The sequence below is a fragment of the Radiobacillus sp. PE A8.2 genome, from assembly GCF_045635475.1.
Classification (GTDB): domain Bacteria; phylum Bacillota; class Bacilli; order Bacillales; family Amphibacillaceae; genus JBJGXI01.
In genome coordinates this window covers 1-15,479 of the sequence record NZ_JBJGXI010000044.1, presented here as the reverse complement: position 1 = coordinate 15,479, position 15,479 = coordinate 1, and the positions used below count along the sequence as shown (strand labels likewise).

Here is a 15,479-nt window from a genome sequence, read left to right as displayed (position 1 = left end):
AACCCAAGTCAGGTAGGGTTATAGTTTAATCTTGTTTAACCAAGAACCCCATTCCTCAACCCCGCCGGAAAGTACAAATTTTTGAAGTTGGTCAGGAATCTGCTTCGCGGCTGCCCCGCCTATAACGTAGTGCACATCAAGCGAATAGTCATCCAAATAGGCAATAAAATCCTGCAAATGCTTGACATGGTCATCAATTGTAACCGAAAAACAAATGAGCCGAACATTATTTGCATGGATGACAGGAAGTACGTTTTCCTTTGGCGTGTTTTCCCCAATAAATAAGACGTCTGTGCCACGTCTTTTGAGAAATAAGGAAAATAGAATTAAGCCAATATTGTGCAGTTCATTTGGTGGACAAATCGCTAACGCTTTCGGCTTATTACTGTCTCCGGATATTTCTTGGAAAAAATGGAACAGCCTTCTTTGTAAATAGTGACTAATAAAATGCTCCTGTGCGACACTTAGCTCTCCTGATTTCCAATTGTCGCCAACTATATATAAAATTGGTGCGAAAATATGATGAAAGACATCTTCATAATCAAACGTTGAAAAAGCAAGATTAGTGAGATGTGTCGCCTTTGTTGTGTCATATTGCACTAACGCTTTATAAATATTGTCAATAAACTGGTTATAGTCTGCAATTACTTCCTGCGTCACGATATGCGTTGCATCAAGTTTATGCTTTCTTTCCTGCAATAACTTCATCGCTTGTTTTACCGAAATTTTATTTGTTTCTTTCTCATTAATTACCCATAACAGGTCATCGACGTGCTCTTGGGTATACATCCTGGTCCCGCCATCGGTCCGCAATGGTTTTATCACTTCATATCTATTTTCCCACGCCCTTAATGTAATTGGCGAAATCCCGGTTATCTCTGATACTTTTTTTATCCCAAACAAATAGGTCACTCACCTTCTGAAAAACTGATACAAAATCTATACAGTACTTGTATAAGCATACTGTATTTCAGACCTTTTTAAAAATATTTGCTAAAAATTAAACTGTTAATTTTACCGTTGGTCAAGGTTAATCGATGTGCAAATTGTAATAAAATATGCTAAAATCTATACAAAAGTTATACAAAGATTATATAATTAGGGTGGAGAATTTGTCACGTCGGTTGTTGAAAGTGAGGGAGGATACGATGAAAAAAATAATAATTGTCGGAGCGGGCCCTGGTGGGCTAGCTGCAGGAATGCTGTTAAGTGCTAAGGGTTATAGAGTAAAGATAGTTGAGAAACAACCTGTGATTGGCGGTAGAACGTCAAAGCTTTCCGTTGGTGACTATTCTTTTGACTTGGGACCGACTTTTCTAATGATGCCTCAAGTGTTAGAGGAGTTGTTTGAGCGTGCTGGCAGAAATTTGCACGAGTACGTGCAAATGAAGGAACTGTCACCGCTATACACACTGAAATTTGGAGATATTTCGTTTACTCCGAGCCGTGATGTAGAAGCGACTAAAGCGCAAATTAAAGAATTATTTCCAGGAGATGAAGAAAGTTATGAACGCTTTTTACGCATTGAAGGTGAAAAGTTTGATCGGGTTACGAATCTATTAAAACAACCGTTTACGAGTTTAGGAGATTTTTTTACAAAGGATATGTGGAGAGCATTACCGAAGCTAAATGCGCTTGATACCGTTTATGGTAGGTTATCAAAATATTTTTCTGATGAGCGTTTAAAATGGGCGTTTTCCTTTCAAGCGAAATATCTAGGAATGTCACCATGGGACTGCCCCGGTACCTTTACGATTCTCTCTTACTTAGAGCACCGTTATGGTTTGTATCATCCTACAGGCGGCGTAAATCAAATTTGTGAAGCAATGGCTAGCGTGATTGAAGAGTATGGTGGAGACATTTATACAAATGCAGCTGTAGACAAGATCATTGTTGAGGATGGTGAAGCGAAGGGCGTAACACTCTCAGATGGAGAGGAAATATATGCAGATGATGTGATCATTAATGCTGATTTTGGTTATACTATGACACATTTATTTGATCAGTCAGATTTAACTAAATATCGTAAAGCGCGACTAGAGAAAAAAAGTGTATCTTGCTCTACGTTTATGGTTTATCTCGGAATTGACCGAGAACTAGATTTACCACACCATTTGATATTTTTCGCTGATGATTATAAAAAAAATGTAATGGAGATTACCAAACAATCAAAGCTTTCGGATGATCCGTCTATATATGTACATAATCCATCCGTTATCGACAAGACCCTTGCACCAGAAGGAAAAACAGCTTTGTATTTGCTTATGCCTGTCCCTAATTTGGATGCAGATATTGATTGGGAAGAGCAAAGAGAAGTAGTAAAAGATAAAATTATTACTAAACTAGCGCAACAACCAGGACTAGCAGACATACGAGATTGGATTGAGGTGGAAAAGGTTATCACCCCAGCTGATTGGGAAGCGGACTTTCACGTGTATAAAGGTGCTACTTTTAACCTATCACATAGCTTGGACCAGATGATGTATTTCCGTCCACACAATAAATTTGAAGACGTGGATCATTGTTATCTTGTTGGTGGGGGAACGCACCCAGGCAGTGGTTTACCGACAATTTTTCAATCTGCGATGATTAGTACCGACCTATTGATAGCAGAACACGAAAATGATCGTAAAGCTAACGCGGATTACAATAGGGAGCTTACACAATGAATATCACAATTGTTGGTGGAGGAATCGGCGGATTAACGGCTGCGCTTTTGCTGGAAAGACAAGGGCATCAAGTGACCATTTATGAAAAAAACGAGGAGCTTGGTGGAAGGTTGGCCTTTCAATCTAATGGAAGATTTGTGATTGACCAAGGTCCAACAATTGTATTGTTACCAGATCTATTACTTGAAATTTTGCAGGATGCAGGGATGGATACGAGTGAATTAGAATTGTTATCCTGTGATCCTTTGTACGACATATATTATGCAGACGGTTCGACGTTTAGAAAATGGAAAGAAATCGACAAGCAAATAGTAGAGGTTGAAAGGCAGTTTCCGGGTGAATCGTTTCATTTCAAACGGTATATGGAAGACATGGAAGCTGTTTACCAGTTTGGTTTTGAGGCATTTTTGTCTCGTATATTTAAGCGGAAAAGGGATTTTCTTTCCTTTACAAATGCAAAATTTGTATGGCAGTCACAGTCCTATAAAAATGTTCAGGACTTTTTGTCGCTATATTTTGATGATATTCGACTGCGGCATGCTTATGCACTGCAAAGTCTATACATTGGTGGTTCCCCTCATAATGTGCCAGCATTGTACGGCTTAATATCGTATAGTGAGCACGCTTTTGGCATTTGGTATCTTAAAGGCGGTTATGCAAGTTTGATCCCGAAGTTAGAGCAGGAATGTGCAACAAGAAATATTACTATTTATAAACAGACCGAGGTAGAACGAATTGTAACAAAAAACAAAAAAGCACAAGGAGTTGTCATCAATGGGAATTTTCAGCCCAGTGATGCCGTTGTCTTTAATGGTGACTATCCACATCTTGATACGTTACTAGACACAAAGAAAAAGGCGATTAAAAAATATCAGCCATCATCAGGGTGTGTGCTCGTGTATTTAGGGGTAAATAAACGGTGGAATACGGCAATTACACATCAGTTCTTTTTGTCGGACGACTTTGACCAAAATATGAAGGAAGTATTCAAGGAGAACAAAGCACCTACAGACCCATCGTGTTATGTTTTTAATCCTTGTGCGATTGATAGTGAAGCAGCACCAGCCGGGACGAGTGTATTGTATTTTCTAATTCCAGTTCCATCAGCTATGAAGCTATCTGACGAAGTGCTTGACGCCTTGGTTGACCAACAAATACAACGGGTTGAAAACAGCTGTTTTAAAGGATTGCAAGCGTCAATAGAATGGAAAGAGGTTCGAACCCCAAGAGACGCGGAAGCTGAGGGAAACTATATGGGTGGAAGCTTTGGAATTGCACCTAACATAAATCAGTCAGGTGGCTTCAGGCCGCAAGTATCACACCCCACGATCAGTGGCTTATATGCTGTCGGTGCCTCTGTTCATCCTGGTGGGGGCATTCCGATTGTCATGCAAGGTGCAAGACTGCTAAGTGAACTAATTGAAAAGGAGATGGAAGTGAATGCTTAACCGGTCATTTTCGCTAGCTTGCGAGCAAATGATGAAGGAGAACTCTTCAAGTTTTTATCATGCATTTAAATTCTTGCCTTCACCAAGAAAAGAGGCTGTTTATATTATTTATTCATTTTGCCGGATGATTGATGATGCCGTTGACGAACCGGACCGGTCTCCATACACATTAGATGAGCTTGAAGACCATTTTAATCACTTAGAAGAAGCAGAGGGGCACTTTGTCTGGCCGGCGCTCAGGTGGCTATTTGAGCAATTTCCAATTTCGAAACAGCCATATTATACACAAATGAGTGGCCAACGCCTGGATTATGTGCAAACATCATATGAAACATTGGGGCAATTAGAAGACTATTGTTACCGCGTAGCTGGATCGGTTGGAGAAATGCTAATTCCTGTGCTTCATGATCGAGCTGACGAGAAAATCGTGCAGTCTGGTGTCGCATTAGGAAAAGCGATGCAAATTGTCAATATCATCCGTGATATTGGTGCCGATCAACAATTAGAAAGAAGATATGTACCTAGTGAGTTATTAAACAAATATAACTATCAGCAACAAGATTTTGACGCGCAACTGGTGAATGATTCATTCAGGCGTATTGTAAATGATTTAATCGAGGTTGCAGATGACTGGTTTAGAGAAGGATTAGAAATGCTAGATACGTATCCTAAGAAAAGTGGATTATCTATAAAACTAGCAGCAAATTATTACCGAGAGATTGTTCAAGTTGTACAGGAAAATGATTATCAAGTATTTACAAAGCGAGCGGTTGTAACTAATCAACGGAAAAGTAAGTTGTTTTTACAACTAACGCAATAGGTAGAAAAGAGTGATATAGTTGCGAACCTACTTAAAACCACTTCCGTTGTTTGTTGTATGGTATGGGATTGGCTTTGTGTTAATGCTGTTCTGGGAAATCCCAGCATGGCTACAATTTTCTAATGCTATTTTCTTAATTTTATATGCAGTCTGTATGGTCGATCTTTTTGCTACTATCTATACTTGGAAGCGTTTGATATGGATTTGTGCCGCTCGCGTAGCAATTGTTACATTTTTCATAGAAGTAATTGGTATTTCAACAGGTTTTCCGTTTGGGGAATATCATTATACAGCAACGCTTGGTCCACTATTGCTAGGTGTACCATTTACGATCGCTTTAGCGTGGGTAGGGATAATCGCAAATAGTATCCTCCTTTCCACGCAAAGCAACAAGTGGTTACGCGCCTTAGACACGGGTCTTTGGGTAGTAGTGCTTGATTTAATTTTAGATCCTGTTGCAGAACAAATGAATTTCTGGCATTGGCAGCACCCAGGAGCATATTTCCAAATTCCTACAACTAATTTTATAAGCTGGTATGTGATTGGCGCTTTATTATCGTTTGTTTTCCCGTTAGTAGAACGCAGTCAACAGACACATCGGATTGCAACACGCTTATTTCAGCTTATGCTATTTATGTTTGGTTCACTTGGTTGGAAACATGGATTTCCTTCCCTGTTTCCGTTGGCCATCGGGTTTATTTTTGTAAGTGAAGGAAGGTATCGATATGCTTACCGCACAAAAAAGCAAACCGTTTAGACGCTTGTTTTACTTGTATCAAAAACATTATTTAATAAAACGAAATTTTCATACGGTCGTGTGTAAGGGAGATGTTGATCCAATACAATCGGGACCGGTGATCTACATTGCAAATCATAGCTCGTGGTGGGATGGGTTGTTGATATTCCAGTTAACAGAACAATTATCCAACTTGGACCACTATATTATGATGGATGAAAAAGGCTTAAGCAAGTATCAGTTTTTTAGAAAATTAGGTGCTTTTTCAGTAAACAAACAACACCCAAGGGATATTGTTCGTTCACTAAATTATAGTGAGCAATTAGTTCAACAGGGAAAAGCAATTTGGATGTTTCCGCAGGGTGCCATTGAGCATCAAGAAAAGCGTCCATTTGAGTTGGAATCAGGAATTGGAGCTTTAATAAAAACACTAGACCAAGTAATCGTCAAGCCGGTTAGTTTTCATTATTCATTTAGTGAACAACAAAAGCCAATCGCATCAATCATAGTTGATGAAGTGCTAGTGCGGAATGGACGTGAGCTAGACCGCCATCAATGGACACAAGTGTTTCGTGATATATTGGAAAAGCAAGTTGATGCGCATCGTGACTATGTGATCGAACATCCGCATTTTTATGATTATGCAACGTTTAAACCGATCAATAAGCGTAGTAAGTCAACGAGTGATCTGTTTGACGATTGGAAAGAAGGGATTAGAAAATGGATGCCATTCTCCTAATCGTCAGTACAATACTATTCATGCAACTAGTGTTTGTGATCGTTAACTTATCTCAACTTCAATCTTTAAAGCAAGAGCATGGGGACAACTCAACATTTCCGACTATTTCTGTGCTTATTCCTGCAAGAAACGAAGCAAATAACATAATCGATAGTTTACATTCGATTTTACAACAATCAGTTCCACCGTTAGAGATTTTAGTGCTTGATGATCATTCTTCAGATCAAACGGCAATACTCGTGGAAGAGATAGCAAAAGAACACCCGAGTGTTCGGCTGATTACAGGAGAAGCATTACCGTCTGGTTGGCAAGGGAAATCGCATGCTTGTCACCAGTTAGCACAAGCAGCACAGGGAGAGTGGCTATTGTTTTTGGATGCAGATGTAAGGCTGTCAAAACATGTATTAGCTGCTGTTGGGCCGACGATAAAAAAGCAAAAAACAGGGATGATTTCCGGTTTTCCAAAACAAGTGGTTGGCTCATGGATGGAGAAGCTCGTGGTGTCGATGATGATGTTTGTGATTATTTGTCACTTACCCATTCGACTCGTGCGAACATCACAAGACTCGAAATTCTCCGCTGCACATGGTGGGTTTATACTTATTGAACAAAGTAGCTATTGGCAAGTGGGTGGACATGAGACAATTCGTGAAGCGTTGTTGGATGATATGGAGATGATTAAAGCGGTTAAAAAAGCAGGCATTCCTGCTAATTTGATGAAAATAGACCGTTACGTATCCATGCGCATGTATCACAATCAGCGCGAAGTGTGGCGTGGCTATCAAAAAAACATCTTTGCTGGATTAAATAAAAATATCGGACTAATGCTTTCCGTTGTTATTTACTATTTTACTTTATATTTGTTACCTTTTGGTGTTTTGCTGTATGGGATCGTAGTTGGTGAACTGTATGTGTGGGCCTTATCTGCTTATTTGCTTGCTGTTATCACGAAAACAATTTCAGATGTGTCTAATCGGATGTTACCACTATATGGGGTGTTCATTCCGTTTAGTGTGTTTCTCGTACTTGCGATTGGGATAGATTCTGCATGTAAATCGTTCAGTAAACAAGGATACGAGTGGAAAGGAAGGCGTTATTTTTGAAAAAGATCATGATAATTGGTGCTGGACTCGGCGGTTTAGCTTCTGCGATTCGACTAGCTTATCGCGGCTATCAAGTGACCATTTTAGAGAAAGAACAAACCGTTGGTGGTAAATTACAGCGGGTAGTGTCAGATGGTTACCGGTTTGATCTTGGGCCGAGTACCATCACGATGAAGCATGTGTTTGAGTCGGTGTTTGAGGATTCTGGTAGACGTATGGAAGATTACCTTGAATTTTATCATCTTCCCATGGGAACGAGAAATTTCTTTGAAGATGGTTCTGTTGTAGATTTTTGTCCTGATGTGGATAAGGTCGAGCAGCAAATTGCAAACTATAGTACAGAAGATGCAAAACAATATCGTGCTTTTTTAAAGGATAGTGCCAAATTATATTACATTGCCAACGATCAATTTCTAAATAAATTGTTATATGATTGGAAAGCGAAATTAAACCCCAAATTGTTAGTCAGTTTTCTAAAGGTAAAACCAATGACAAATTTCGATAAATGGTTACAATCCTATTTTAAACATCCGAATACATTAGCGATGTTTGGTAGGTATGCAACCTATGTTGGCTCATCCCCTTATCAAGCCCCTGCCACTTTTGGCATGATGGCCCACTTGGAAGGTAACCAGGGTGTATATGGTGTGAAGGGTGGTACGTATTCGATCGTGGAAGCCTTTCAAAAGCTAGCCGAAGAGTTAGGTGTAACCGTACAATTAAACACAAAGGTAGAGCGCATTCTTGTAAAAGACAGACGTGCTGTCGGAGTAGAAACAAATCTAGGAACGTATGATGCTGACGAAATCATTGCCAACGCTGACGCATTAACGGTTCGTGAGAAGCTTTTGAGTAATGATAGAAAACTGGATCGTGTAGAGCCATCTTTATCAGGATTTGCGTTATTATTAGGAGTAGAAAGTAAGTATGATCAGTTAACCCATCATAATGTATTTTTCCCACAACACTATAAAGCAGAGTTTGATGCCATTTTCACCTATAAAAAGATGCCTGAAAATCCAACCATCTATATCTGCAATTCTGGATTTACTGATAAAACGGCGGCAGGGCAAATGACTAGCAATTTGTTTGTACTCGTGAACGCACCTGTTGTTTCAGAAAACACAGATTGGACGAAAAACAAAGAGATAGTAACCGAAAAAATAATAGCCAAGCTAGAAGCTAAAGGATTGACTGGTCTTAATAAACATCTAACGTACAAGTGCACGATGACACCGGAAGATATTGAACAACGGACGGGAGCATATAAAGGATCGATATACGGGATGTCATCTAACAGCTTTAAGCAAGCATTTTTTAAAATACCAAATAAAGATAACCAAATTAAGCACCTGTGGTATGTTGGCGGTTCTTCACACCCGGGTGGTGGAACTCCAATTGTGACATTGTCAGGGATGTTGGTCGCTGATAAAATTCATAAAATAAATACACTCTAGGAGGTGCACAGGATGACAGACAATATAAACGAAAGAAAGTCCGAACATATAAAATTGTGCTTAACAGATCAAGTGACCGGGGATAACATTGCCACAGGCTTTGAAACAGTGCGGTTTATACATAATGCGTTACCAGAAATCGATTTTGCTGACATTACAACGGAAGCAAACTTCTTAGGAAAATCGAGGGCTACGCCATTTTTAATTAGTAGCATGACTGGCGGAGCAGCTTTAGCAGAAACCATTAACCGAAACTTGGCAACAGCAGCAGAAGCTAAAGGGTGGACGATTGCTTTAGGCTCAACGCGCGCACTTGTAGAAAGTAAAGAATATCGCGCCAGCTTTCAAGTAAGGGAATATGCGCCCAATACACCGATTATTGCGAACCTAGGCGCTGTGCAATTAAACTACGGATTTGGAATTGAGGAATGTCGAAAAATCATTGATATAACCAATGCAAATGCACTAGTGCTTCACTTGAACACGATCCAAGAAGTGATTCAACAAGGCGGAAACACGAACTTTAAAGATTTACTTTCGAAAATAGAACAAATATGCAAGCAATTAGAAGTTCCAGTTGGGGTAAAAGAAGTTGGTTGGGGGATTGATGGAACGGTGGCTAAACGGTTAGCAGATGTTGGGGTGTCGTTTATTGATGTTGCGGGTGCTGGAGGAACGTCATGGAGTCAAGTCGAAAAGCTACGCTCCAAAGAGCCGATCAAAAAACAAGCAGCAGAAGCGTTTAGTGAATGGGGTATTCCGACAGTTGATTGTATTATGACCGTAAGACAAGAGTTGAACCAGCTTCCCGTTATCGCGAGCGGTGGCATGAAAACGGGATTAGACGCTGCCAAAGCGATTGCGCTTGGTGCTAATATGGCCGGGTTCGGTCGGTCGATTTTAAAAGCAGCAACCGAATCGTCAGAACAGCTTATTGAAATAATGGAAATAAAAGAATTGGAATTAAGAATGGCGATGTTTGCAATTGGTGCACAGTCTTTAGATGATTTGCAGGCAACAAATCGTCTAGTCAAAGGGTGAATTGTTTTTTGATAGTAATTACGGCTCAGTTAATGTACTGAGCCGAAGTTAATTCCCATTCTTCACGTAATATCCCCATTTTAATGGCATCATAATATTTGTCCTCAACCATTCTAGCTTTTCTGATCCGGGCTTCCTCTTGCATTCCGATTCTTTTTGCTACCTTAATCATTCGATTATTTACTGACCATGTTGACATGCCAATTCTATGTAATTGAGTGGATTTAAATAGGTAATCAATCCACAGCTTATAGAGGATGTTCAAAAAAAATGGGTAAATCCATTTTTAGGGGGAGAGTTTTTTGCGCCAAATTTGAGCGTAAACCCCCATTTTCGTATAAATAAAGTATTTCGACATAGTGAAAGTTTTTAACAACCTAGTAAAGAAAGGGGTTAGACTGGATGAAAGCGATAAAAACAAAAGAAGAATTCAATGAAATAATCAGCTCCGATCAACCTGTTATCGTGAAATTTTATGCCAACTGGTCCCCGGACTGCAAGCGGATGGATATGTTTATTGGTGATATCCTAGAAGGATACAGTCAATATGAGTGGTACGAAGTGAATAGTGATGAAGTAGAAGGACTTGCACAAGAGCATGAAGTGATGGGTATTCCGAGCATTCTTATTTTTCAGAACGGTGAAAAGCTAGCGCATCAGCATAGTGCCTTTACGAAATCACCAGAAGAAGTCACTGAGTTCTTGCAACAACAATTAGGTTAAAGAAAAGCTCCCCTCCTTAAATTAGGAAAGGGGAGTTTCTTTCTCTATAAGTGCGTGTTAAAAAGGCGCCGAATTATCAACAAGCAGGTAAAGGCGGTGTGAGTTTTTGAGGATCATGCACTATTAACCTTTAATCCCCTCGCCTTAATACAAAAGAAGATGAAAGCTCGGTGTTAAGAATTCGTCGGATAATAGAATAGCAAGTCACCAGAATAATAAAGTACAGACTTAACCAAGAAATAAGCGCAATCACTAGGGATCCATAAGTAATCGGATAAATTAAACTATAACTGACCACACATAAGATGATCCCTACTAAAGTAGCAAAGCCTGTCCATAACGCCATTTCGTAAAAGAAGATATCGATAATTTGCTTGGCATCCCACCCAACTGCACGCAATATTCCAACTTCCCTACGTCGTAATGATAATAATGTTTCGGTCGTGTCAGTGATAGTAATGATAGCGATCGTATATCCTGCTAACATTACAATCAACTGCATGATAAAAATCTGATTGTTTATAAATTCTCCAAGTAAAGTGACACCCGTTTGATTGGTTGTCTCTTTAATGGATAGATAAGCAAATGTCGTTAGAAAACTAACAAATAGCAGTTGGAGTACACATGGTCGTAAATAAGGTAGATAAAAGTGAACATTGCTTTGTATTAGACGAGAAAACGAACTGCCGTCTATTGTTTTATGCTTTCGTATTCGACCTGTTTTCTTTCGATTTGATACGCGGATATGCCAAATTGAAATAAAAAAAACAATGCATAGCAAGAAAGCATATATACTATATGTGAGCGAGGTGTTAGCTAATGGATCGTGTGTCGCCCACAAGCCGAGCAAAGAAACAATCCCTGCCAGCAGAAGCAGTAGGGTAACCTCAATTTGAAAGAGCAGACTGATATGCTTTTTGTCCCAGCCCAATTGCTGAAGTAATATAATTTGGCCACGCTTATTTACTTTCCATAAATACATGCGGTTAAATAAATATGTTAGTGAAACAAGACTAAATACGATTGATAGTAAGATTGTTGTCCCATTCCATCTATTTTGAATAGATGCGGAAGCACCTAAGGTAGTCCAGGATTCTTTGACTATGCCTAACCCTTCTACCTCCACTTCGAGATACTGTGGAGAAGCACCGGCGACAATGTCGACCTGATAGCCTAATTTGGCAATTTCACCAGCAACTTGTTTAACTTTATCGGCAGTTTTGATTGTATATCCGTCAATTCCAGCTACACGCACTCGAATCGCATCGATTGGTTTTTCACCCTTAATAATTTCTGTATCTTCAAGTAAAACGACTCCTTGAGCAGGTGAAGGTACAAAGCTTCCTGGAGTAATCGTAGGTGTCATTTCTATGTCCGTAATTTTCCCTTGTTCATTTTCGACAAGTGTAGGATTTCTCAGCTGATAAATACCTAAAGGACTTGACGCAATCTCTTTTTGTCTGTCAACCATCGTATAGTCACCGACAGTTTCTAAAACAAATGGAAGTTCTCCAGTACTCTCTGTGAAGGTGACTCCTCGTTCTGTTACTTCTCTATAAGTTGGAACCCCTTCATGCACTCCTTGAATGGTAACAGCAAGCCGATTTCTAGAAGGATCTATTTCATATGGAATTTCGGATGTCTGGTAAAACATGGAGGTTTCTCCTTGGTTTGACCATCCCCCTTGCTCTTTATCAACAATGATTTGTTCTTCCTTATTGACGTATATAAAGTCATATGAAAAGGGTTCTATATAATTAGAAAAATTATAATGATATGTTTTTTCCTCACTTGCAGGATAGGATTGTATATTTGCTAGCACTTGACGGGTGGCTTCTGTTGATCCTAAGAAAAAAGGTTCGTCAAGTTCAATGTCCAATTCTTCTCGGATTTCGGATAATTGCTCTGAAGTCACTTCTATAGTATCGTAATCAATATTTACAAAGAGTGGAACCTGTGCATCCTTAAATTTTAATACTTTAATAATTGGTGCGTCTCCCGCAAACGATAATTTTTCTAATTGCCGTGTTGATAGTTCTACATTTAATTGATCAAAGGATATATTTGTAAGTTTTTCCTCGCTTTCTGGGTCAATACCAACGAGTAAGTGATACGTGTTAGGAAATAAAAAAGCGGGATTGACGCCTGGTTGCATATAATTTTTATTTCGTCCCTCCGCCATTTTATCGAATAATCCAGGTTCCCGTTCGATCATCGCTGCTGAAACAGTCTTAATGTTATATCGATTTACCCCATTCGTTGTATAAAAATGGTTATTTACGCGCACGGATTCAGTTGGGTTCCATATCGAAAAGGTTTTGCTTTTGCCTGTAAAATATCCTAGCGATGCGATAGGAGCTGCAACATCCACATCAGCAATCCTTTTTATTTCATTCCATTCCGCTATAGATATCCCGCCGTTTCCTACTGCGAGGTAATTTTCTTCAACCAATCCAAGCTTCTGCTCCACTTGATTAGCTGCTCCTTTGGGGCGAACTAAGATATCATATGTTCCACGAGCGTGGTCTTCAATAGCAGACTGTACCTTTATAGTAGCAGTTTGTAATGTGTTCATCGTTAAAGGGATTGTAAACAGTATGATAGCAATAGCGAGTACGTATAAAAAGGACAGTTTTTTCTGGTTACGAATGGACTGTGCAATGATACTAAACAAGATCACGCTCCTCCTTCTTGCAAGCTACCATCAATAAGGGAAAATTTGCGGTTTGCATGAACGGCTATTTCTGGATCGTGGGTTGCCATTAGAATTGTATGCCCTTTTTTTTGAAGCTCTAAGAGAATTGTGACTATTTGGTCTCGATTTCCTTTATCTAAATTTCCCGTAGGTTCATCCACAATTAAAATATCTGGTTGATTAATCAGTGATCTAGCAATCGCAACTCGTTGCTGTTCTCCTCCTGATAATTCCCCAGGAAGGTGCTCACCTCTTTTGTCCATTCCTACTTCCTTCAATAAGTCAATAGCTCTTTGCTTTAAGTTCTTTTTTTCCTCATAGGGTATCAGCGGTAACATAATGTTATTTAATACGGAATGTTGCGGAAGCAAACGAAAATCTTGGAAAACTAGGCCGATAGTAGAGCGCCGGAATAACTGGAGTTGCTTACTTGTAAATTCCTGTACTTTTTCACCGGAAATTTTAATCTCACCTGAAGTGGGTGTTTCTATTCCAGCTATGCAATTAAGTAAAGTGGATTTTCCTGAACCAGATGGACCTAAAAAAGATATCCATTCGGACCTATCGATTTGAAGTGAAATGTTGTGAATCGCTTGGACTTGATTTTGATATACCTTTGTAACATCTTTAAGCTCTATCAATGCGTACACCTCAATTTATAAGATTTTTACAATTTTACCATCTATCGTGTGTAACTGTAGAAGAATCCGAATCACTGTCTGGAGAGGAAGACACAATTAATGTTTGACTATACTCGGCATATGTGGAGCTTCCTAATGAATATTCGTAAAAGTGGAGTTGACCAGTATTGTATTGAGTACTAGGTTCATATGAATTTCCATCACCATAGCTAAAGAAGACATTATATCTTCCATCACCACCTCCCCAGGATAAATCCCAAGAAGCTGTAGCCGTAGCTCCTGTAATTGTCTGACTACTAGGTGAAATAGAAGCATACACAGGGTAATAATTTGGTTTAATAACATTTCCATCATCGAGAATTTCTACCTCTTGAGCAGAAATAGAGCTACCTAAGACAAATAGACTTAATCCGAAAAATAATATGAGCACTTTAGCCTTTTTTATCAACACATATCTCTCCCTTTTTAGTTTTGGTGATCACCATAATTATAGTTTCTATATCAATCAGCTATTTTCCTCCTAAATTAGGAAAAAAAAGGATTTTTAATTAAGTTATTCTTCTCTCTGTATCCTCTATAATAGTATTAGATCTAAATTGAAACTAAACCCGATATCTATAACACTACAATAACCAATTGCAGTTAAGTATAGCCGGTTTTAGCTGGTCCATTTTAAAAGTAGCCGCAGAATCAGTTGACCAGCTTACCAATGGAATGATAAGTAAATGAATGCAATTGATAATGGAAATATTTTCCGTCGGTGCAAAGTCACCAGAGGAATTGCAAATGACAGATCGATTGATTGGATCGTATATTAAGTGGAGCGCTAAAGAGTAAACGAGCATGACAAAATTGTCATGCTTTTTTAAAAAACTGGTAAAATTCAAAAAATACTTTCTTTAGTCAATTTCATAATACTGATTCTTAGCCATTCATATCCACATATAGTTGGATTAACCCATCTCCATAATATATGTGGATGCAAATAGCTATGTAATGTAATTATGAAATTGACTCTAATAAATGAACTTTTTTCTTATGAAGATAGTCATATAGGCGAGAGGGGTGACAGTGTGGACGTATCAAAGTTCGTAAAAAAAGCAAAAAAAGGCGACAAAGAAGCATTGCTGCAACTAATAATGGACGAACGAGATACTTATTATAGACTTGCTTACCCACTATATGGGCAATAAACAAGATGCCTTAGACGCATTAGAAGATATGATCGTAACACTTTATGAAAAAGTCTATCTTTTAAAGAAAGACGACTCGTTTTATAGCTGGAGCAAGACAATTTTAGTTAACGGCTGTAAAACGATGCTTCGAAAACGTAAAAAGATTGTGTATCTGGAAACACGTGAAGAAAATCAAGTGGAATCAAAAGTGGTTAACCAATCTAATCCATAT

The 15,479-nt window shown here is 38.9% G+C and carries 15 protein-coding genes and 1 pseudogene; 11 read left to right on the top strand and 5 right to left on the bottom strand.

Annotation, left to right across the window (positions count from 1 at the left end):
• Positions 1–18: 18 nt before the first annotated feature.
• The gene (locus tag ACI6MV_RS19360; RefSeq protein WP_407271964.1) at positions 19–903 is read right to left on the bottom strand and encodes a MerR family transcriptional regulator; all 885 of its coding nucleotides are present in this window, start codon (positions 901–903) and stop codon (positions 19–21) included.
• A gap of 245 nt (positions 904–1,148) precedes the next feature.
• On the opposite strand from ACI6MV_RS19360, the gene ACI6MV_RS19355 reads away from it, so the two are divergent.
• From ACI6MV_RS19355 to fni, 8 genes are read left to right on the top strand one after another with little or no spacing between them, the layout of a single operon-like run.
• Positions 1,149–2,669 carry a phytoene desaturase family protein gene (locus ACI6MV_RS19355; RefSeq protein WP_407271963.1) on the top strand — a complete coding sequence of 507 codons (1,521 nt, stop codon included), beginning with the start codon at positions 1,149–1,151 and terminating at the stop codon, positions 2,667–2,669.
• Positions 2,666–4,117: a phytoene desaturase family protein gene (locus ACI6MV_RS19350; RefSeq protein WP_407271962.1), complete on the top strand. Its 1,452-nt coding sequence runs from the start codon at positions 2,666–2,668 to the stop codon at positions 4,115–4,117. Before ACI6MV_RS19355 ends, ACI6MV_RS19350 begins: the two co-directional genes overlap by 4 nt.
• Positions 4,110–4,937: a phytoene/squalene synthase family protein gene (locus tag ACI6MV_RS19345; RefSeq protein ID WP_407271961.1), complete on the top strand. Its 828-nt coding sequence runs from the start codon at positions 4,110–4,112 to the stop codon at positions 4,935–4,937. Before ACI6MV_RS19350 ends, ACI6MV_RS19345 begins: the two co-directional genes overlap by 8 nt.
• Before the next feature lie 46 nt (positions 4,938–4,983).
• A complete protein-coding gene (locus ACI6MV_RS19340; RefSeq protein WP_407271960.1) occupies positions 4,984–5,694 on the top strand; it encodes a carotenoid biosynthesis protein in 711 nt (236 codons plus the stop codon).
• A complete protein-coding gene (locus tag ACI6MV_RS19335) occupies positions 5,663–6,412 on the top strand; it encodes a lysophospholipid acyltransferase family protein (protein WP_407271959.1) in 750 nt (249 codons plus the stop codon). The genes ACI6MV_RS19340 and ACI6MV_RS19335 overlap by 32 nt, the downstream gene beginning before the upstream one ends.
• Complete coding sequence (locus tag ACI6MV_RS19330) at positions 6,394–7,515, top strand: glycosyltransferase family 2 protein (RefSeq protein WP_407271958.1); 1,122 nt, start codon at positions 6,394–6,396, stop codon at positions 7,513–7,515. The genes ACI6MV_RS19335 and ACI6MV_RS19330 overlap by 19 nt, the downstream gene beginning before the upstream one ends.
• A complete protein-coding gene (locus tag ACI6MV_RS19325) occupies positions 7,512–8,972 on the top strand; it encodes a phytoene desaturase family protein (RefSeq protein ID WP_407271957.1) in 1,461 nt (486 codons plus the stop codon). The genes ACI6MV_RS19330 and ACI6MV_RS19325 overlap by 4 nt, the downstream gene beginning before the upstream one ends.
• 12 nt (positions 8,973–8,984) lie before the next feature.
• Positions 8,985–10,013, top strand: a complete 1,029-nt coding sequence (gene fni / locus ACI6MV_RS19320; RefSeq protein WP_407271956.1) for a type 2 isopentenyl-diphosphate Delta-isomerase — start codon at positions 8,985–8,987, stop codon at positions 10,011–10,013.
• A gap of 25 nt (positions 10,014–10,038) precedes the next feature.
• Here the strand turns inward: fni and ACI6MV_RS19315 are convergent.
• A pseudogene (locus tag ACI6MV_RS19315) lies at positions 10,039–10,266 on the bottom strand (GNAT family N-acetyltransferase); the annotation flags it as partial.
• A 149-nt stretch (positions 10,267–10,415) separates the two neighbouring features.
• Here ACI6MV_RS19315 and ACI6MV_RS19310 point away from each other — a divergent pair.
• Positions 10,416–10,736, top strand: a complete 321-nt coding sequence (locus tag ACI6MV_RS19310; RefSeq protein ID WP_407271955.1) for a thioredoxin family protein — start codon at positions 10,416–10,418, stop codon at positions 10,734–10,736.
• Positions 10,737–10,866: 130 nt separating this feature from the next.
• Here ACI6MV_RS19310 and ACI6MV_RS19305 read toward each other — a convergent pair whose 3' ends face one another.
• From ACI6MV_RS19305 to ACI6MV_RS19295, 3 genes are read right to left on the bottom strand one after another with little or no spacing between them, the layout of a single operon-like run.
• Entirely contained in the window at positions 10,867–13,410 is a 2,544-nt protein-coding gene (locus tag ACI6MV_RS19305) for an FtsX-like permease family protein (protein WP_407271954.1), read from the bottom strand.
• A 2-nt stretch (positions 13,411–13,412) separates the two neighbouring features.
• Positions 13,413–14,072, bottom strand: coding sequence for an ABC transporter ATP-binding protein (locus ACI6MV_RS19300; protein WP_407271953.1), 660 nt, complete (start codon positions 14,070–14,072; stop codon positions 13,413–13,415).
• Between the two features lie 34 nt (positions 14,073–14,106).
• Positions 14,107–14,520, bottom strand: a complete 414-nt coding sequence (locus ACI6MV_RS19295; RefSeq protein WP_407271952.1) for a hypothetical protein — start codon at positions 14,518–14,520, stop codon at positions 14,107–14,109.
• Positions 14,521–15,076: 556 nt separating this feature from the next.
• Here ACI6MV_RS19295 and ACI6MV_RS19290 point away from each other — a divergent pair.
• Positions 15,077–15,265, top strand: a complete 189-nt coding sequence (locus tag ACI6MV_RS19290) for a hypothetical protein (protein ID WP_407271951.1) — start codon at positions 15,077–15,079, stop codon at positions 15,263–15,265.
• Positions 15,255–15,479 (top strand): sigma factor (locus ACI6MV_RS19285; RefSeq protein ID WP_407271950.1); only part of this gene is annotated, 225 nt, incomplete at its 3' end. The genes ACI6MV_RS19290 and ACI6MV_RS19285, both read left to right, overlap by 11 nt.

Excerpts from the sequence above, each read along its gene's own strand:
- ACI6MV_RS19335 (WP_407271959.1), top strand. The coding sequence starts at position 5,663 with ATGCTTACCGCACAAAAAAGCAAACCGTTTAGACGCTTGTTTTACTTG.
- ACI6MV_RS19350 (WP_407271962.1), top strand. The coding sequence starts at position 2,666 with ATGAATATCACAATTGTTGGTGGAGGAATCGGCGGATTAACGGCTGCG.
- ACI6MV_RS19310 (WP_407271955.1), top strand. The coding sequence starts at position 10,416 with ATGAAAGCGATAAAAACAAAAGAAGAATTCAATGAAATAATCAGCTCC.
- ACI6MV_RS19355 (WP_407271963.1), top strand. The coding sequence starts at position 1,149 with ATGAAAAAAATAATAATTGTCGGAGCGGGCCCTGGTGGGCTAGCTGCA.
- ACI6MV_RS19345 (WP_407271961.1), top strand. The coding sequence starts at position 4,110 with ATGCTTAACCGGTCATTTTCGCTAGCTTGCGAGCAAATGATGAAGGAG.
- fni (WP_407271956.1), top strand. The coding sequence starts at position 8,985 with ATGACAGACAATATAAACGAAAGAAAGTCCGAACATATAAAATTGTGC.
- ACI6MV_RS19330 (WP_407271958.1), top strand. The coding sequence starts at position 6,394 with ATGGATGCCATTCTCCTAATCGTCAGTACAATACTATTCATGCAACTA.
- ACI6MV_RS19290 (WP_407271951.1), top strand. The coding sequence starts at position 15,077 with ATGAAATTGACTCTAATAAATGAACTTTTTTCTTATGAAGATAGTCAT.